A 17222-nucleotide genomic window follows, 5' to 3' on the forward strand; every position below is an offset into this window, starting at 1 on the left:
CGCTCTTGTATGGGAAGGCCCGCATCTGTCGGGATCCAGGCCTTTCGTTGACTTCAGTTTGTCACCTGCACTGCGCCGGATTCGCCGAATAGGCGTCACAAGGCGGCAGAAAATACCGAATCTGGCGGTTTCCCGATATTCTCAGGCCTGCAGCGCCCGACGCACATCCGGGTCCTCCAGCGTCTCGTCCAGCGTGATGCGGGTGCGCTCGACGATCGCGTCGATCTCCGTTTCGGTGCAGCAGAGCGGCGGCGCATAGCCGAGCACACCATTGCCGAACGCGCGGATGACGAGGCCATTCTCCCAGGCGCGATCGAAGATGCGGCGGGCGGGTTCGGCGGATGCCGGCAACGGCGTTTTGTTCACCTTGTCGACCACGAGTTCGACGGCGGCCAGCATGCCGCGGCCGCGGACATCGCCGACGAGCGGATGATCCCTCAGCGATTCCAGGCCCTGCATCAGCCGCGCACCGGCCCTGACGCCGTTTTCGAGAAGGCCGTTTTCGTAGAGCTTCAGGACTTCGAGGCCGACCGCGGCGCTGACGGGATGGGCCGAATAGGTATAGCCATGGCCGACGGCGGCGGCACCGGCACCTTCGGCAATCGTTTCATAGACGTGATCGGCCATCAAGACGGCGCCCATGGGGACGTAGCCGGAGGTGAGGCCCTTGGCGGTCGTCATGAAGTCGGGCACGACCTCATCCTCGCTGCAGGCAAAAAGCGGGCCGGTGCGGCCAAAGCCGGTGATCACCTCGTCCGCGACGAAAAGGATGTCGTGCGCGCGGCAGAATTCGCGCATGGCTTTCATCCAGCCTTTCGGGGGCACCAGAACGCCGCCCGAGCCCTGGATCGGCTCGACGTAGAAAGCGGCAACGCGTTCCGGCCCGATCGCCTCGACCTTGCTTCTCAGCGCCGCAAGCGAGGCGTCGATGATCGCTTGCGGATTGTCGCCCACCGGGTTGCGATAGGCATAGTGAGACGGAATCTTATGCTGCCAGTCGAAGGGAACACCGAAGCCGGCATGGAAGGCCGGCAGCGCTGTCAAACCCGCACCGACCGTCGAGGAGCCGTGATAGCCCTGTTCGACCGAGATGAACTGATCGCGCTGAGGCTGCCCACGGGCGTTCCAGTAGTAGCGGATGAAGCGGATCGTGCTGTCCACCGCATCGGAGCCGCCGAGCGTGAAATAGACATGGTTGAGATCGCCAGGCGCGCGGTCGGCGAGTTCGCCTGCAAGCCGGATCGCGGGCTCGGAGCCGAGGCCGAAATAGGCCGTCGCATAGGGAAGCTCGCGCATCTGCCGGGCCGCCGCCTCGACGATGCTTTCGTGGCCGTAACCGGCATTGACGCACCAGAGGCCGGCGAAGCCGTCGATCAGCTGCTTGCCGGAGGCGTCGGTGACCGTCGCGCCCTTGGCCGAGGCCAGCACGCGCACGCCAAGCTTTTCATGGCCGCGATAGGAGGCGACCGGATGAATGAGGTGGGCGCGATCGAGTTCGATGAGGGAATTGCTGTACATGGAGATCTCCGGATCAGCCGAGTGCCTGGCTGGCGAGGGCAAAGGTGGTGGCGGTCGGATCGGCGGCATCGTTGGCCAACGGCTTTTTCATCGTGATTCCGCCGCCGACATGGGCGAGCCCCTGTTCGGCGAGCCACGGAGAAAGCCCGGTCTCGGCCGTGGTGTCGACCCTGAGGAACCGTCCGGGCCGTCTGGCGATGAAATGTTCGATGAGTTTCCTGGCTTGCCCGAGGTCGGCGGCCACCACCGGTCCGATCACTTCGCCGCGCCCGAAGGGACGCAGGCAAGCGAAGCCGGAAAGGTGGCCGTCGCGGCGAATGACGGCGAATGCGCCGATCCCGGCGAAATAAGAGAGCAGTCCTTCGCGATCGGCGCCGAAGGCAAGTCGGTCGAGGGCTACGATAGCAGGGAGGTCGGCGTCTGTAGCCGCTTGCGTTTCCGCCGACGCGGCGATGTCTCCGGCAAGGCCCTGATGTTGTGCCACGGTTCCCGTCTCGTGGAAGCCAAGCTTCTGGTAGAGCGGCAGGCCTGCCGTCGTCGCCACCAGCCTCAGCGGCCGGTCTCCGGCGATCAGCAGTGCGGCGTCCATTAGCTTGCGGCCGAGGCCCCTGCCGCGCATCGTCTCGTCGACGATGACCATGTTGATGGTCGCACAATCTTCCTTATACGGCGTGACGAGGACGGTGCCGACGACCTTGCCGTCCTCGACCGCAACCATCCCGTCGCTCAAGGCGAGCGCCAGCTGCCAGTCTTCCGTCCGATGCGGCCAGCCCGCCTGTCGGGAGAGCGCGACGGCGGCTTCCAGATGGTCGGGCCCGAACGGGACGATTTCGATCTGACTTGTTTGCATGGGGGCGTCCTTCATATCGTGCCCGCCAGTCTGCCGGAGCGCCGGCGGGCAGATCGTCTGAAGGCCGTGGTTCAAGCAGTATCTTATGGCTTTGCTGTCACGGGCCGCCGCATCTTATGCTAGAACCAATCTATGTCGATCCGATCGAGATCCTGTCAGTGCATCATCGCCAGCGCTGCCGTAAAGAAATCTTCGCCTCCGAAGTTTCCTGATTTCAACGCCAGAAGCATGTCGCCCTGCGCATTGCCGACCGTGCGCAGCACCGGCACGCCGGGCGCAATCTCCGGGCCGATCAGAAATGCCGGAATAGCGAGCCTGTCGACTGCCGCGCCCGAGGTTTCGCCGCCGGCGACCACAAGGCGCCGCACGCCTCTCTCCACCAGTTCGGCTGTAATGATCGACGTCGCGGTCTCGATCGCATGGCCGGAGGCCTCTCGTCCATAGATCGATTGCAGCCGGGACACGGTTTCAGGCGAAGCACTCGCGGCGACCACGACGGGGCCGGCGGAGATGCGGTCTCCGGCCCAGGAAATTGCCGCGGCGATCTCATCGGGACCGGCAAGCAGCCGCTCCGGGTCGAGCCGCAGCACGGGCATCGATCGTTCGGCGATGTCGAGTTGATGGAGTGTCGCCTTGGAACAACTGCCGGCAACGATCGCTGAAAGCCCGCCCACCGGGCGAATGGCGTCCGCCGTCGTTGCGCCGCCGGAGGATATCCGGCCGGAGCGGACGAGCGCACGGGCAAGGCCGAGGCCGAGGCCGGACGCACCGGTGGACACCGGCGTCTCGAGAGCGACCTCGCCGAGCGTTTCAAGATCCCGTTCGAAAATCGCATCGGCGATAACAGCAGTGACGCCTGCGGTGCGAAAGGCATCGAGCCTCACTTTGACGGCGCCGGGTCCGGCCGCGATGGTCGTCAGATCGATTAGTCCGACAGCGTTGCGCGATTGTCGGGTGAGCACCCGAACGAGATTGGCGTCATGCATCGGATTGAGGGGGTGGTCCTTGAGCGGGCTTTCGTTCAGCGGCTGTCCGCCAACGAACAGATGGCCAAGATAGACGGTGCGTCCCGTTTCCGGAAAGGCGGGCGTTACCAGTACGATGCCGCCGCCGGCAGCATCGCTCAAGGCCTCGGTGACCGGACCGATATTGCCGGCATCGGTGGAATCGAAGGTCGAGCAGATCTTGTAAAGCACATGGCCGGCGCCCCGCTGACGCAGCCATCGCTCGGCGCTCGCCGCCGCCGCAACGGCGTCCGAGGCCGGGACGGAGCGGATCTTCAGGGAGATGACCACGGCGTCGACATCCGGTAGGGCGAGCGACGGGTCGGGGATGCCGACCGTCTGTACCGTGCGCAGACCGTTCTTCGTCAGCGTGTTGGCGAGGTCGGAGGCGCCCGTATAGTCGTCAGCGATTGATCCGAGCAAAATAACCATCGTCTAGCTCCGTGCAAAAGGTTTGAACCAGCCAAGACCGTCCAGCGTGTGGCCGCGCGGGACGTATTCGCAGCCGACGAAACCGTCGTAACCGAGGCGGTCGATTTCACCGAACAGATAGGGATAGTTCAGCTCTTCCCCATCCGGCTCGTTGCGTGACGGCACGCTGGCGATCTGGATATGGCCGGTGATCGGCAGCAGGCGTCGCAACGCCATGGTGACGTCGCCATGGATGATCTGACAGTGATAGATGTCGAACTGGAGCTTCAGGTTCGGCAGACCGCATTCGGCAATCAGCCGCTCGGCGGCGCCGAAGTCGTTGAGGAAATATCCCGGCATGTTGCGCCCGTTGATCGGCTCGAGCAGGAGATCGATGCCTCTTTCAGCAAGCCGCCCCGCGGCGTAGGTGACGGAGTGCCGGTAAGAGGAGGAGGCGTCTTCGTCGTGACGGTCGGCGATGCCTGCCATCAGGTGCAACCGCCTGACGCCCGTTGCCGCCGCATAGTCCAGTGCCCGCTCGACATCCTCTTTCAGCGCATCGAACCGTCCTGGAAGAGCGGCGATGCCACGTTCGCCTGCTGCCCAGTCGCCCGGCGGCAGGTTGAACAAGGCCTGCTGCAGATTGTTGCGCGCAAGCCGTTCAGCAATTGCCTCCGGCGTGGCTTCATAGGGGAAGAGATATTCGACGGCGGCAAACCCGGCATCGGCTGCGGCGTCGAAGCGGTCGAGGAACGCCCATTCGTTGAACATCATCGTCAGGTTGGCGGCGAAAACCGGCATATCTAGCGTTCCTTTTACAGGCTCTGCGGCTCTTTGGTGGAGCTGGGCAATTCAGCGCCGGAAAGCTTGGCATAGAGCCGCGCCAGCGAGGAATCGTCGTCACGGCCCATGCCCGCCCCGGAGGCGGCCAGATACATCTGCAGGGCTGCTGCCGCGAGCGGTACGGGATAACGCTCGGAGCGGGCCATGTCCTGGACGATACCGAGATCCTTGACGAAAATCTCGATGCTGCTGAGCGGAGTATAGTCTCCGGCCAGCACATGCGGCACGCGGTTTTCGAACATCCAGGAATTGCCGGCCGATGCCGTGATCACCTCATAGACCTTGTCGAGGTCGAGGCCCTGCTTGGCGGCAAAGGTTATGGCCTCACAGGCGGCCGCGATGTGCACACCGGCGAGAAGCTGGTTGATCATCTTGAAGGCCGCGCCTTTTCCGGCCTCGTCGCCGAGCTCGTAGACCTTGGCGGCCATGGCGTCGAGACCCGGGCGCGCCGTATCGAAGGCCTGTCCGGAGCCGGATGCCATGATCGTCAGTTCGCCACGCGCCGCCTTGGCCGCACCGCCCGAAATCGGCGCGTCGAGGTAATGCAGGCCGAGAGCCTCCACCCGCCCGGCCAGATCGCGCGCGACGGCGGGATCCATGGTTGCCGACGAGATGAAGACGGCGCCGGGCTTCATTGTGCTCGCGACGCCGTGGGGCCCGAACAGCACGGCCTCGGTCTGCGCGCCGTTGACGACCACGGAGACGACTATGTCGGCATCCTTTGCCGCAGCGGCAGGGGTCGCCGCGCCACGTCCGCCATCGGCGACGAAGCGGTCCACTGCCGCCGGCGTGATGTCATATCCAACGACGTCGAGACCTGCGCGCTTCATCGACTGGGCCATTCCAAACCCCATGGAACCAAGACCGATGACGGCTGCGACAACGGCCGAGCCCGAGTTTTCAGCAAGCGGTGACATGAGGATGTTCTCCAGTCTTGTGAGGAAAGGTCTGCGCCCCTCCGGGTGCCATCCCGGAGGGGCTTTAGAGCGCCGTGCGTCTACAAGACGCGCTAAGGACGCTCTAACATTTTGAATTTGCGCATAATCCTTTCCGAAAATCGATTCCGATTTTCGGGGTTATGCGCGAGTTTAGCGATTGACGGTTTTCGCCGGAACCGTCAACACGGCCAGCGAACCAATGATTAACGCAGCTGCCAGCAGATACATGCCGGCGCTGTTGGTGCCGGTGACGTCTTTGAGATAGCCTACCAGAAACGGCCCGAGAAACCCGGCGAGATTGCCGACCGAATTGATCCAGGCAATGCCGGCCGCAGCGCCCGTACCGGCAAGAAAAGCCGTCGGAAGCGACCAGAAGAGCGGCGCGCAACTGATGGCGCCGGCGGCAGCCAGCGAGAGGCAGACAATCGAGACCGTCGTGCTCGTCGCCATCGTCGCCGCGACAAAGCCACCGGCCGCGATGAGGGCCGGGACGACGAGGTGCCAGCGGCGTTCGCGCAGCCTGTCGGCGGAACGTCCGAGCGCCAGCATGGCGACGAATGTGCAGATATAGGGGATCGCGGAAATCAGGCCGATATTGAGGTTTCCGCTAACGCCCGAGGCCTTGACGATGGTCGGCATCCAGAAATTCAGGCCATATTGCCCGAGCACGAAGCAGAAATAGATCAGGCACATCAGCCAGACGCGACGGTCGGTCAGCGTTGCGCCGATGCTGTGCGGGCTTGCCGTCTTGGCCCGGTTCTCCGCCTCGATATTGGCCGTCAGCACGCCTTTTTCCTCATCGTTCAGCCATTTCGCGCCCTGGATCGTATCATCAAGGTAGAAGAACGTCGCAACGCCGAAAAGAATGGCCGGAATGGCTTCGATCAGGAACATCCACTGCCAGCCGGAAAGGCCGTGCGTGCCGTGAAAACTGTCCATCAGGAGGCCCGAAAGCGGGTTGCCGAAAATGGCGGATATCGGGATCGCCGACATGAAGGTTGTGATGATCCTGGCGCGGCGATGAGCCGGATACCACGCGGTCAGATAGAGAATGATGCCGGGAAAAAATCCGGCTTCGGCAACGCCCAGCAGGAAACGCAGGACATAGAAGACGGTTTCCGAGGAGGTGAACATGAAGGCGGCGGAAATGACGCCCCAGGTGAGCATGATGCGGGCGATCCACACCCGCGCGCCAACCTTGTTCATGATGATGTTGCTCGGCACTTCAAACAGAAAATAGCCGATGAAGAAAATGCCTGCGCCGACGCCATAGGCGGCTTCCGAGAGGCCGAGCTCGCTCGACATCTGCAGCTTGGCGAAGCCGACATTGACGCGGTCGAGATAGGCGACCACGTAGCACAGCATCAAAAAGGGTACGATGCGCCAGAATACCTTGCCATAGGCACGGTCTTCGAGCGTCTGGGCGGGATGTGCGCCAACGACTGGCGCCTGCGTCTGCAGCGTCATGATTTTCTCCTCCGATTGTTGCCGCGGTCTCCTGTCGATCCTCCCGCGGCACGCCGAGCCACCTTTTGGCAGCGCTGCCATTTTCATTAATCCATTTTGGCAGCGCTGCCAACGGCAAATTGGTAGCGCTGCCAAAAAAACCTTGCTTCTTGGCGGTAGCGGTGAAAAATGGGGGGCAGAGCGGTGGTCATCGGGCGGGCAGGCCGGGCAACCACCTCAACAGTCGGGTTCAAACGTAACGATGCAATTCAAACATCAGGCGACGGTGACGCTTGCCGAGGTCGCGGAAGCCGCCGGTGTTGGCGAGAGCACGGTGTCGCGCGTACTGCGTAACCACGGTTCGTTTTCCGGCAAGACGCGCGAGCGGGTGATGGCCGCCGTCGAGCGGCTGGGCTATGTGCCGAACCGGATTGCGGGAACGCTGGCCTCCACCGGTTCGCGTCTTGTGGCCTTCGTCATTCCCTCTTTGTCCAACATCGTCTTTCCCGATGTGCTGCGCGGCGCCAGTGCCGTTCTGGAGGAGAACCGGTATCAGGCGGTCTTCTCCGTGACCGACTATGATCCGGGCAAGGAGGAAGCGCTCGCCGCCGCGATGCTTGCCTGGCGGCCGGCGGCGGTCATGCTGGCGGGATGCGAGCATACCGAGGGCACGGTGAAGATGCTGCGCGCCAGCGGGTGCCGGGTCGTCGAACTGCTCGATCTGGACGGCGATGCTCTCGATATCGCGGTCGGTTTCTCGAACCGCGCGGCCGGGCGGGAGAGCGCTGCATTCCTGCTGAAGCGGGGCTATCGCCGGATCGGCTATGTCGGCCACGACCTGAACCGCGATACCCGTGCCGGCAAGCGGTTTTCCAGCTTTTGCGAAACGCTCGCTGCGCATGACGCCCCCCTCGTCGCCCGCGAGATTCTCCCAGGCGCTTCGTCCGTGGAAAATGGCAGGCTGGGGCTGGAGCGGCTGCTTGCCCGGACGACCGATCTCGATGCGGTTTATTTCTCCAATGACGACATGGCGCTGGGCGGCTATTTTCACTGTCTGGCTAAGGGAATCGCGATCCCCTCGAAGCTCGCCATTTTCGGCTATAACGGCCTCGATATCGGCCGGGCAACACCGCAGCCGTTGTCGACCATCCGAACGCCGCGCGTCGCGACCGGGGAGATCGCCGCGCAACTGGTCGTCACCAATGCGCCGCCACAGGCCGTCGATCTCGGCTTTGAATTGATCGAAGGGGCAACCGCCTAATATTGGAGGAACTGTCATGTCCGACGCGCGCCTGCGTGAGGAAATCTGCCGATACGGCCGCTCGCTGTTCGAACGCGGGCTGACGCCCGGTTCGTCGGGCAACATATCATTACGGCTGGAGGATGGCGGCTGGCTGGTCACGCCGACCAACGCCTCGCTGGGCTTTCTCGACCCGGCACGGATCTCCAGGCTCGATGCCGAAGGCCGGCTCCTGTCCGGCGACAAGCCGACCAAGGAAATTCCGCTGCACACTGCCCTTTACGATACGCGCGGCAGCGCCCGCGCAATCGTCCATCTTCACTCTACCCACGCGGTGGCACTGACCATGCTGCCGGAGATCGATCCGCGCGCCGCCCTGCCGCCGATGACGCCATATTATCTGATGCGCGCCGGCGAAACCGCGCTGGTGCCTTATTATCGTCCCGGCGATCCTGATGTGGCCGACGCCATCCGCGGGCTGGCGGGCAAGTATTCGTCGGTGCTGCTGGCCAATCACGGACCTGTTGTCGCCGGCGACAGCCTGGAGGCGGCGGTCTTTGCGACCGAGGAACTGGAGGAAACGGCGAAGCTCTATCTGCTTTTGCGCAACCTCAATCCCCGTTTCCTCAGCCCGGCGCAGGTGGCCGATCTCGTCGACACCTTCGGCCTCGACCTCCCGTCGCATCACGATCACGATCACGACGGCGATTGAATGCGTCATTCCGCCGGCCATTAACCGCGGGCAAGCGCGCAACCTTCTGCCAAACCCTGCTTTCGATACGATAGATTCTGCTTCCGATGGCGGCAATTCAGGCGAGCTGTGGGTGAAGCGGTGCCTATGATTGTGACACGTCCCCAGTTCCGATCGCTCAAGGATACGCAGATGACGACGTTCCGTCCGAAATACATCACCTTCGACTGCTACGGCACGCTGACCAACTTTCAGATGGCGGAAGCGGCGCGCGACCTCTACGGCGAAGAGCTCGACGAGCCACGTATGGCGGAGTTCATCAAGAATTTCGCCGCCTATCGGCTCGACGAGATCCTGGGCGACTGGAAACCCTATGCCGAGGTCGTACACAATTCGCTCGAGCGGACATGCAAGCGCAACGGCGTGACATTTCGCGACGAAGCCGCCCGGATGATCTATGAGCGGGTTCCGACCTGGGGGCCGCATTCGGACGTTCCGGCCGGTCTCGCCAAGGTCGCCAAGGAAATCCCTTTGGTCATCCTCTCCAACGCCATGAATTCGCAGATCATGTCGAACGTCGAAAAACTGGGCGCGCCCTTCCATGCGGTCTATACCGCCGAGCAGGCTCAGTCTTATAAGCCACGCTTCAAGGGCTTTGAATATATGCTCGATATGCTGGGCTGCGGGCCGGAAGACGTGCTGCATTGCTCGTCCTCCTTCCGCTACGACCTGATGTCGGCCCACGATCTCGGCATCAAGAACAAGGTTTGGGTCAATCGTGGCCACGAGCCGGCTAATCCCTATTACGGTTATGTCGAAATCCCTGACATCTCGGGCCTGCCTGGAGTCGTCGGGCTCTGACGGAGACACGCGGATGCAGTTCGAATCCTACTGGCACAACACCGCCCAGCCCTTTGCCGGCGGCGCTCAAGGCCCCGTCGAAGGACATTACGACGTCGCCGTCATCGGCGCCGGCTTTACCGGGCTTGCCGCGGCGCGCCAGCTTGCGAAAACGGGCGTCAAGGTCGTCGTGCTGGAGGCCGAACGGGTCGGCTGGGGGGCATCGGGGCGCAATGGCGGACATCTCAACAACGGGCTCGCCCACAGTTTCCTCTCCGCCAAATCAGCACTCGGCGTGGAGCGAGCCGTCGCCCTCTACAAGGCGTTCGACGATTCCATCGACACGATCGAGGCGATCATCGCCGAAGAGGGGATCGACTGCAATTTCCGCCGCGCCGGAAAGCTAAAGCTTGCCTCCAAGCCGCAGCATTTCAATGCCCTTGCCCGCAATTTCGAGGCTGTTCACAGAGAGGTCGATCCGGACACGGCGCTTCTGACGGCGAGTGACCTGAAAAGCGAGGTTGGGTCGCCCTTCCATGGCGCCATGCTCTCGAAGAAGAGCGCGATGATGCATATGGGCCGCTATGTCGCGGGGCTCGCCGCTGCGGCCACCCGTCACGGTGCCGCCATCTTCGAAAAGGCCTCCGTGACCGCGCACCGGCAGGGCAACGGTCGCCACAGCCTTGAGACCGCACGCGGCACCGTCACCGCAGATCACGTCCTGGTCGCGACAGGCGCCTATACGCCGTCGCTCTTTAATTATTTCCGCCGCCGGATCATTTCCGTCGGCAGCTTTCTGATCGCGACCCGTCCGCTGACCGACGCCGAAATCGCGGCTACGATGCCGGGTAACCGGACCTGCGTCACGTCGATGAACATCGGCAACTATTTTCGGCTGTCGCCGGACAAGCGGCTGATCTTCGGCGGTCGCGCGCGGTTTTCCGCCACATCGGATCAGCGCTCGGACGCAAGGAGCGGCGACATTCTCCGCGCCAGCCTGGCTGAAATCTTCCCGCAGCTTGCTGGCGTCGAAATCGACTACTGCTGGGGCGGGCTCGTCGATATGACCAAGGACCGCTATCCGCGCGCCGGCTATGTCGATGGTGTCTGGTATGCCATGGGTTATTCCGGCCACGGCGCCCAGCTCTCCACCCATCTCGGCATGATCATGGCCGACGCCATCCTCGGCAAGGCCGACCGTAATCCGATCAAGGGGCTCGAATGGCCGGCCGTTCCCGGCCATTTCGGAAAGCCGTGGTTCCTGCCGCTCGTCGGGCTCTATTACAAGACGCTTGATCGCTTCCAGTAACGGACCGGATCAGTCCGATTGCAGCCGAAACGGCTCGATGGGGGCAGGAGCACCTGCGCGGAGTTCAACTATCTGGCCTCGCTGACTGGATAGATCCTGAGAATCCCAAGGCGGTTATCAGTCGTGATCGCTGCAATACCCGCTTCATATGCGGCGCGGACGATTGCCTCATGCAATTGCTCGGGTTCGCTCTCTCCGGTAAGGACCTCCAAACAGATTCTCACCGCCGTGAGGAATTCCTCACCATCGTCGGTGGGCCATTCCTTCAGCAACAGTTGGGCAGCCTCGTGAGCGGTACGGATCACCTTGCGATCTTTCCCTTCGGCAAAAACAAGAATTATCGTTGGGAACTTTCTCACCATATCGAATCTCATTGCCCCTGAACTCCGCGGGACGGCCAGTGCCAATGCCGGGCCATGGTTCGGACCGAGATTGGCCGCACATGCTCGTCAACCATCTTCCGCGTCATCTCGACAATCACGTGCCTATCCTCCGGTTGGTGGGAAGGAGGAGTTCGCTAGATTGGCTTTTAGCTCGCGGGCTGCCGCCTCAAGGAGTCGCTTGAATTCTTCGGAGGTCACGCCATCCGCGCGCATCACGATGGCGATCAGTGGATCACGAAGAGCTTCGGTTATCGTCAGCTCATCGTTCTTTCCGGCAGTTGCGCCAACGGAGCAACAATATTCCGAGGAAAATAGCGCGATCATGGACATACCTTACATTCGGGGTGTTTTAAGAGAGTGCAGCTCGGCTTGATCGCCTTTGAGGTCCAATATCCATTGGCGTCCCCGGGCGACCGAGTGTCTCGAAAGGCAGTTTTGGGCGATCTGCGACACCGCAAGGTCGGCGACCAATGGGTTGTCGACGGTGGCCGGCAGGGTGCGAAAGCTGCCGTCGGTTGCAACCTGGGTGGCGCAATGGCAGACGGAACAAGCGTCCTCATGCACCAAGACAAAAGGACCTGCCATGCAATAGTTTGCCGAGCGGCCGACATGCAGATGCGGCGGGAGGCCGGCTTTCAATGCTCGGCAGGCCGACAGGAGATCTTGGGCTCGACGAGAATCGTCGCCGGCGAAAATTAAGAACGGGTTATTAGCGTAGTCTGCGATTAACCTTAGCGCCGAGGCGCCTTCCGCAAATTCCGGCAGCGCGAAGACATAGGCCGAGAAACCCGCGGCCAGATGGGTCGCCAGCCTGTCCGTCTTCAGCCAGCCGAGATCAGCCTCGCTTGCCCATGGGAGACGGTTCAAGTTGTTCTCATCGATACGATCCGCATCCACGAGAAGGAAATGGCGCGCGCCGAGGGCCGCAAGCTGGATGGCGATCTGTGAGCCCAAGTCGCAGCATCCGATGATGACGAAGTCGATATCGCCAAACCGTGCGATGTCGCGTTGCCGATGAAGAGGCGTCAGGATTGCGTCGTGGTGATCGATTGCGGCGGAGTCATATTCGTCCTCCGCCGGCTCGGAAGCCTTCAACGAGACGACGAATGCAGACCGGGTAACATGGGGGCTCTGTTCCTCGACAGAATCGGTACTATTGCCGGTGAACAGAGCCCCCCGGCCGCCCCGCCCAAGGCTGTGGGTGACGAGGTTTGGGAAGTCGACGGACGCGGTGGCGGTCGCCGATAATCGTTTGGGCCGATCATTGACCATCACATCGCCTCCATCTCGCTGGGCGCAACTCCGCGGATCATCGCGGCGTAGTGACCGTAATCCTCGCCCATCGCATGGTCGGGGGTCTTCACAATCACGTGGAATTTGCCGTCGTACCAGAGGCTGACATTGTCGCCGCTGTCATCGATCTCTCGCCGGCCCATCCGAGGATCGATCGGCTCCTTGCCGCGCAGCAGCATCTGTCCGATATCCCAGGCTTGGCGATCGAGAACTCGCTGGCGCTCGGCAAGATGCGCCTGTCGGTGCGCAAGGGGTTCTTCGGCAAGCAACTGGCTGACGAGGAACAAGATCCGACTGCTCCAGGAAGGAATGGCGGCGATGTCTGGGAGGTCGAGGAGGACATCGCCGCCGAGACGTTCGATACCTTTCCGAGCGATGTCGATAAGCGGGACTTGCCGCGCGGCATAGGCGATTATGAATGCCGCTTTCCGGGCGCGGCGCTCAGGATCCGCCTCGGTGGATAGGCATGCCATGCGCAAGGCGCACTCCCAGGGAATGGTGTAGGCCGTATGCAGGATGCTCTCGAGCGTCTGTAAGTCCTTCTTGTATGGGGAAACATATTGGAACTCGCCGGGCAGGGATGCCGCCGCCGAGGTCGTATAGAACCCGAGCAGGATATTCCCCGTCTCATGAAGCAGTTGGGCCGCTGTCGCGGCATGATCGCCGGCGCGCAATCTCTCTCTGGAAAGGACGATGAGCGCGCTGCCCGGCAATTCGTTCGAACTCGAAAAGGAGCACTGCGGTTCGCGCCGCACGCCAACGTAAAGCGTGTGCAGGCCGGCGATCAGACGATGATGGCCGTACTCGTCCAAGTCCGCGATCAATGCGAAGGCCTTCTCCAGATGGTCGGCGATTCGATCCAATTCCGCATCGTCGGTGATCGGATAGCCGGGCCGGGGATAGTCCGGCATGCATTGGCGGAGGAGGGCTTGCATGATACGGCTTCGCGCCGGACTTTCGATGTGCACGAGGCCGATGCCGCAACAGAGCCGGCACGCTGTCTGACGTTCGAGTTCAAGATCCGATGCGATCAGATCCGGCTGCAGATAGCGGCCGACGACCTGCACATCGGGGCGGGCTGCCTGCCATTCCAGACTGCGCGCGAGCGCACCCATCCAGGCTGCAAGTACGGATGAACGGTAAGGGTCGGCGCCGACCGGTCCGGCAACTGCTGGCGGAAGCTCCGGCAGGCGAGTGTATCCGCCATCTGCAAGGTCGGGGAAATAACCTGACAGTGCCTCTACCCCAGCCGAACAACCGGCGAGCTTCGAAGCCGCCGCAAGCGTGCGGCCATATTGGAAGCGTCGCTTCAAAAGGTTGCGTGTTGCCACGCGCTGCAGGGAGACGGAACTTGCCATCAGAGGATTGCGCTTGAGCAGGAGGCGCGCCTCATCTGCCAACTGTTGTATGCGTGACGCGGACATCGGCAGCCTCCGTGAGTTTGTCTTCGGGCGGATCAAGGTTGCATCTCAGGCAAGAATGCCGGAGTTCGGGCCGGCTTCGTCGAGTATCGGAACGGTATGCGCCGTCCGTTGAGAGGCACTATTGCCCAAGGGCGTCATTCGCCCGCCAGTACCGCGTTAAAAATCCGTAAAAAGGGGCGTAAACAAAGAAAAAGCCCCCTCGATAGAGGAGGCTTGGAATCTCTCGAAAAGCATCCCCGGGCTTCAGATGGCCAGGGCTGCCTGTACCGCTGCCCGCGCATTTGGCAGGCCCGATCCAAAGAAATAGCCCATCTCGACGGCGTCCTCGCTTTCGGCGTTCATGCAATCCGCCGTCAATTTCCTCGTTCCGGGCGCGACAATGGCGTCCAGGCGGGATGTGGTCTTCAGAATCGATTTCACTTGGGGCCCCGAGAGGCGGTCACCGGGATTATGGCCGCTTTTGTAGGCCCGCTGTATCAGGGCACATAGCCCGCCCACCTGCGCCGCCGCGCCTGATGTGCCCCCGAAGGTGGTGTAGTATCCGCCCCCGATGCCGGGATTGGTTCCGAACGGCACGACGGCCGACCACGGATCGGAGCCATGATCATAGCCGAAAATCCCCGATAGGTCGGTCGTCAGCAGCGAGAAGTGCGAATAGCAGTATTCCCGCGTTCGAAAAGCGCTGTAGTCGTGCTGCGCGGCAAATGGAGAAAGCCGGTCGAGGCGCAACTGATGCCTATTGAAGACCTCCCCGTCGTCGGAGGGGGAGACAACCGTCAATCCTTCGCCGTAATTGCTGTAGCCCGAACGGAAACCTTCGACGGTAACGGCTCCAACTGCAATGACGCCGTTGTTGTCGGCGGCAAGACTTGCCGGATAGATCAGCTGGCTCTCGCCACTGTTTCCTGCGGCGCAGACGATCGGGATGTGCCGGCTGATGGCGAGGATGAGTTGTTTGAGGACATGCCATGGGCGATCCGGATTGGAGCCTTTCTGCGCAGCCTTCGGCTCCAGTTCAGGCCCACCCTGATCAGCAAGGGCAATGCGCGTGAACAGATTGGCGGCATCCTGGTTTTTCCATAATTCCAGGTCGGCCTTCAGCTCGTTCTTCGGATCAACGATGCTGTGTTTCGGGTCAGGCAGACCGCGCGGCAAGACGATTACGTCTGCTTTCTGAAGATAGGCATAAAGGAAGGCCGCAATGAACTGCCTGACATCGTCTTCGAAGGATGTTCTGATCGAGATGAGCCTTGAGAAAGGGTCAACGCCGAAATAGGGGATGACATTGCGATTGCCGCTCGTACGCAGCTCGTCGCCATTCCCGTAGAAGGCTCCTTCCGGCGGAAGGCTTGGCGTGCCTTCTTCCGCAACAACGGCGGGTTCGCCGACGATCAGCCCTGCGCAGCAGGTACCATGCGACGCAAACAGCGATTCCGGATTGTAGAGCCGCCGGAGGACACCCTCCGACGCGGCGTATTCGGCAACCAGATCACCAAGATAGTCCCGGTCGTCGTTCGAAAGGCCCATATTGCCGAGCGGAGCGATGTCGAGCCCGGCAAAGAAGGGATGTCTTTCCTCACGGTCAAAGGACGTGGTCGTATCGAGAATTTCGAGCACGCGCGCGCCGTAGCGATGGGTCGTCAAATCGATTGACGCCTCTCGGTCAAGCCGGGTTGCCAGATTGGGATGATCCGGAGATACGCCGACATCGATCAGCGCGACCCGGGCGGGACGCAGCGGGCCGGCGGATACGATAGCATCCCAGACCGTGCCGGTGATGAGGGGATCGGGGAGCGCGCGTGCGGCGCTCGCATCGGGCGCTGGAGGCGCCGGCGGAGCCGATCCGTATTCCGCGTCGACTACGCCAAGAGCAGTCAGGTGCCAGAGATAGTAGTAGTTGATCGGCGCGGGCTCAGGCATTTTTGTTTGATCCGTCATGGTTTTAACCCTGTTGAGCAGCAGCTGGAGAATTCAGACCCATTCGTCGTGTACGGCCTGGAACAGAGGACCGAACGCGTCGTGGAGGTAGGGAGCGAAGCGTCGGGCGAGATCTCGCCCTGCCTGCGTGTCGCTCGGATAGTGCAGGCCGGCCCATTCGCGATTTTCGGCGACGTTCTGGGCGATGCGGGCAAGCTCGTCGGTGGCCGGATGTTCCGGCAGGATCGTCGAGAACGCAAAGGCGATCGAAAAGCACTGGAACGAATGGTTGCTGGGATAGGACTCGTGGACCGGCACGGCCAGCAACGGCCGCAGCATGGGCTCAAACTGGTTTGGCCGCAGCCGGTTGAACTGGCTCTTGTAGATCAGTCCGACATATTCGCAGGCCGTCAGGATCGCCTGGAAAAGCCCTTCCGTCTGCTCGAAACCGCCGAGATCCTCGATATGCAATGCGCGGGTGAATTCCCCCACGGAGATCGTCGACTCGACTTGGATGTCGGGCAGGCGCCGCACACGCTCGCGGTCGCGGCGCTGCATAGAGAGCAGCACAGTCGTTTCGAGGCGGGTATAATCCGGGCCGGGCGGCGGAAGTATATCCAGCATTTCCCAGGTGAAGCGCCGCGCCGCGGTATAGGCGTTGCGTGACGGCTGCTGGTGCAGCCTGCGCAGCTCGAAGGAGGGGATAAGCTGCGACACGCCGAGGCTGGCGCCGTCCATCGTCGACTTGTTCTTGTTCTTGTTCTTATTCTTATTTTTGTTCTTGTTTTTGTTCAGTGACGCCTTGTTGAGCACCGACTTATTCGCCACGCTCGTGAGGACCGAGGCTACGGCCATCGTCGCCATCATCGGCCCGACCAAAGGCGATGCATCTTCACCCGTGCCGGGGAAAAGCGCAGGTTCGGAGGCTGCATCAGGTGCTGCTGGCGACGCACCGGCGAGAGGATCAGCACCGGCGTCGTCCCTGGGTTCGCATGGAAGGACCGTATCCGGCTCAATCCTGAATTTATAGCTGTTTAGAAATAAAACTAATTTTGATTGCGATTCGTGGGCAGTGTCCGCTTCCATTGCAGCCTCCTTGCGCGATGATGTGAAGA

At 61.9% G+C, this 17222-nt stretch carries 16 protein-coding genes; 4 read left to right on the forward strand and 12 right to left on the reverse strand.

Features of this window, described 5'->3' with window-relative positions; all coding sequences use genetic code 11:
* Window positions 1-141 precede the first annotated feature (141 nt).
* The 6 genes from HX898_RS30685 to HX898_RS30710 all read right to left on the reverse strand — a co-directional run bounded on the left by HX898_RS30685 (window position 142) and on the right by HX898_RS30710 (window position 7031).
* A complete protein-coding gene (locus tag HX898_RS30685) occupies window positions 142-1518 on the reverse strand; it encodes an aspartate aminotransferase family protein (RefSeq protein ID WP_180196626.1) in 1377 nt (458 codons plus the stop codon).
* A gap of 13 nt (window positions 1519-1531) precedes the next feature.
* Window positions 1532-2368, reverse strand: coding sequence for a GNAT family N-acetyltransferase (locus HX898_RS30690; protein WP_180196627.1), 837 nt, complete (start codon window positions 2366-2368; stop codon window positions 1532-1534).
* A 155-nt stretch (window positions 2369-2523) separates the two neighbouring features.
* Window positions 2524-3804, reverse strand: a complete 1281-nt coding sequence (gene otnK / locus HX898_RS30695) for a 3-oxo-tetronate kinase (protein WP_180196628.1) — start codon at window positions 3802-3804, stop codon at window positions 2524-2526.
* 3 nt (window positions 3805-3807) lie between these two features.
* Complete coding sequence (gene otnI / locus HX898_RS30700) at window positions 3808-4584, reverse strand: 2-oxo-tetronate isomerase (RefSeq protein ID WP_180196629.1); 777 nt, start codon at window positions 4582-4584, stop codon at window positions 3808-3810.
* Window positions 4585-4598: 14 nt separating this feature from the next.
* A complete protein-coding gene (ltnD, locus tag HX898_RS30705; RefSeq protein WP_180196630.1) occupies window positions 4599-5543 on the reverse strand; it encodes an L-threonate dehydrogenase in 945 nt (314 codons plus the stop codon).
* 171 nt (window positions 5544-5714) lie between these two features.
* Window positions 5715-7031: an MFS transporter gene (locus HX898_RS30710; RefSeq protein WP_180196631.1), complete on the reverse strand. Its 1317-nt coding sequence runs from the start codon at window positions 7029-7031 to the stop codon at window positions 5715-5717.
* 241 nt (window positions 7032-7272) lie between these two features.
* Between HX898_RS30710 and HX898_RS30715 the strand changes: the two genes are divergently transcribed.
* The 4 genes from HX898_RS30715 to HX898_RS30730 all read left to right on the forward strand — a co-directional run bounded on the left by HX898_RS30715 (window position 7273) and on the right by HX898_RS30730 (window position 11090).
* Window positions 7273-8271: a LacI family DNA-binding transcriptional regulator gene (locus tag HX898_RS30715; protein ID WP_180196668.1), complete on the forward strand. Its 999-nt coding sequence runs from the start codon at window positions 7273-7275 to the stop codon at window positions 8269-8271.
* A gap of 16 nt (window positions 8272-8287) precedes the next feature.
* Window positions 8288-8962, forward strand: a complete 675-nt coding sequence (locus tag HX898_RS30720) for an aldolase (RefSeq protein WP_180196632.1) — start codon at window positions 8288-8290, stop codon at window positions 8960-8962.
* Window positions 8963-9133: 171 nt separating this feature from the next.
* Entirely contained in the window at window positions 9134-9802 is a 669-nt protein-coding gene (locus HX898_RS30725) for a haloacid dehalogenase type II (RefSeq protein WP_024319620.1), read from the forward strand.
* Between the two features lie 13 nt (window positions 9803-9815).
* Complete coding sequence (locus HX898_RS30730) at window positions 9816-11090, forward strand: FAD-binding oxidoreductase (protein WP_180196633.1); 1275 nt, start codon at window positions 9816-9818, stop codon at window positions 11088-11090.
* Between the two features lie 68 nt (window positions 11091-11158).
* Here HX898_RS30730 and HX898_RS30735 read toward each other — a convergent pair whose 3' ends face one another.
* The 6 genes from HX898_RS30735 to HX898_RS30760 all read right to left on the reverse strand — a co-directional run bounded on the left by HX898_RS30735 (window position 11159) and on the right by HX898_RS30760 (window position 17193).
* The gene (locus HX898_RS30735; protein WP_003549782.1) at window positions 11159-11464 is read right to left on the reverse strand and encodes a DUF982 domain-containing protein; all 306 of its coding nucleotides are present in this window, start codon (window positions 11462-11464) and stop codon (window positions 11159-11161) included.
* Between the two features lie 111 nt (window positions 11465-11575).
* Complete coding sequence (locus HX898_RS30740; protein WP_138333102.1) at window positions 11576-11797, reverse strand: hypothetical protein; 222 nt, start codon at window positions 11795-11797, stop codon at window positions 11576-11578.
* A 9-nt stretch (window positions 11798-11806) separates the two neighbouring features.
* On the reverse strand, window positions 11807-12748 hold the full coding sequence (locus HX898_RS30745) for a ThiF family adenylyltransferase (RefSeq protein ID WP_180196634.1): 942 nt from the start codon (window positions 12746-12748) through the stop codon (window positions 11807-11809).
* On the reverse strand, window positions 12745-14226 hold the full coding sequence (locus HX898_RS33590; RefSeq protein ID WP_348649491.1) for an HEXXH motif-containing putative peptide modification protein: 1482 nt from the start codon (window positions 14224-14226) through the stop codon (window positions 12745-12747). The genes HX898_RS30745 and HX898_RS33590 overlap by 4 nt, the downstream gene beginning before the upstream one ends.
* A gap of 207 nt (window positions 14227-14433) precedes the next feature.
* Window positions 14434-16128, reverse strand: a complete 1695-nt coding sequence (locus HX898_RS30755) for a S8 family serine peptidase (protein WP_138388687.1) — start codon at window positions 16126-16128, stop codon at window positions 14434-14436.
* Window positions 16129-16161: 33 nt separating this feature from the next.
* Window positions 16162-17193, reverse strand: coding sequence for a phosphatase PAP2 family protein (locus HX898_RS30760; protein WP_180196636.1), 1032 nt, complete (start codon window positions 17191-17193; stop codon window positions 16162-16164).
* Window positions 17194-17222: the final 29 nt, after the last annotated feature.

Source organism: Rhizobium sp. WYCCWR 11128 (assembly GCF_013416305.1).
GTDB classification, from domain to species: domain Bacteria; phylum Pseudomonadota; class Alphaproteobacteria; order Rhizobiales; family Rhizobiaceae; genus Rhizobium; species Rhizobium indicum.

Excerpts from the sequence above, each read along its gene's own strand:
- HX898_RS30735 (WP_003549782.1), bottom strand. The coding sequence starts at position 11,464 with ATGAGATTCGATATGGTGAGAAAGTTCCCAACGATAATTCTTGTTTTT.
- ltnD (WP_180196630.1), bottom strand. The coding sequence starts at position 5,543 with ATGTCACCGCTTGCTGAAAACTCGGGCTCGGCCGTTGTCGCAGCCGTC.
- HX898_RS30685 (WP_180196626.1), bottom strand. The coding sequence starts at position 1,518 with ATGTACAGCAATTCCCTCATCGAACTCGATCGCGCCCACCTCATTCAT.
- otnK (WP_180196628.1), bottom strand. The coding sequence starts at position 3,804 with ATGGTTATTTTGCTCGGATCAATCGCTGACGACTATACGGGCGCCTCC.
- HX898_RS30730 (WP_180196633.1), top strand. The coding sequence starts at position 9,816 with ATGCAGTTCGAATCCTACTGGCACAACACCGCCCAGCCCTTTGCCGGC.
- HX898_RS30690 (WP_180196627.1), bottom strand. The coding sequence starts at position 2,368 with ATGCAAACAAGTCAGATCGAAATCGTCCCGTTCGGGCCCGACCATCTG.
- HX898_RS30720 (WP_180196632.1), top strand. The coding sequence starts at position 8,288 with ATGTCCGACGCGCGCCTGCGTGAGGAAATCTGCCGATACGGCCGCTCG.
- HX898_RS30760 (WP_180196636.1), bottom strand. The coding sequence starts at position 17,193 with ATGGAAGCGGACACTGCCCACGAATCGCAATCAAAATTAGTTTTATTT.
- otnI (WP_180196629.1), bottom strand. The coding sequence starts at position 4,584 with ATGCCGGTTTTCGCCGCCAACCTGACGATGATGTTCAACGAATGGGCG.
- HX898_RS30725 (WP_024319620.1), top strand. The coding sequence starts at position 9,134 with ATGACGACGTTCCGTCCGAAATACATCACCTTCGACTGCTACGGCACG.
- HX898_RS30710 (WP_180196631.1), bottom strand. The coding sequence starts at position 7,031 with ATGACGCTGCAGACGCAGGCGCCAGTCGTTGGCGCACATCCCGCCCAG.
- HX898_RS30715 (WP_180196668.1), top strand. The coding sequence starts at position 7,273 with ATGCAATTCAAACATCAGGCGACGGTGACGCTTGCCGAGGTCGCGGAA.
- HX898_RS30740 (WP_138333102.1), bottom strand. The coding sequence starts at position 11,797 with ATGATCGCGCTATTTTCCTCGGAATATTGTTGCTCCGTTGGCGCAACT.
- HX898_RS30755 (WP_138388687.1), bottom strand. The coding sequence starts at position 16,128 with ATGACGGATCAAACAAAAATGCCTGAGCCCGCGCCGATCAACTACTAC.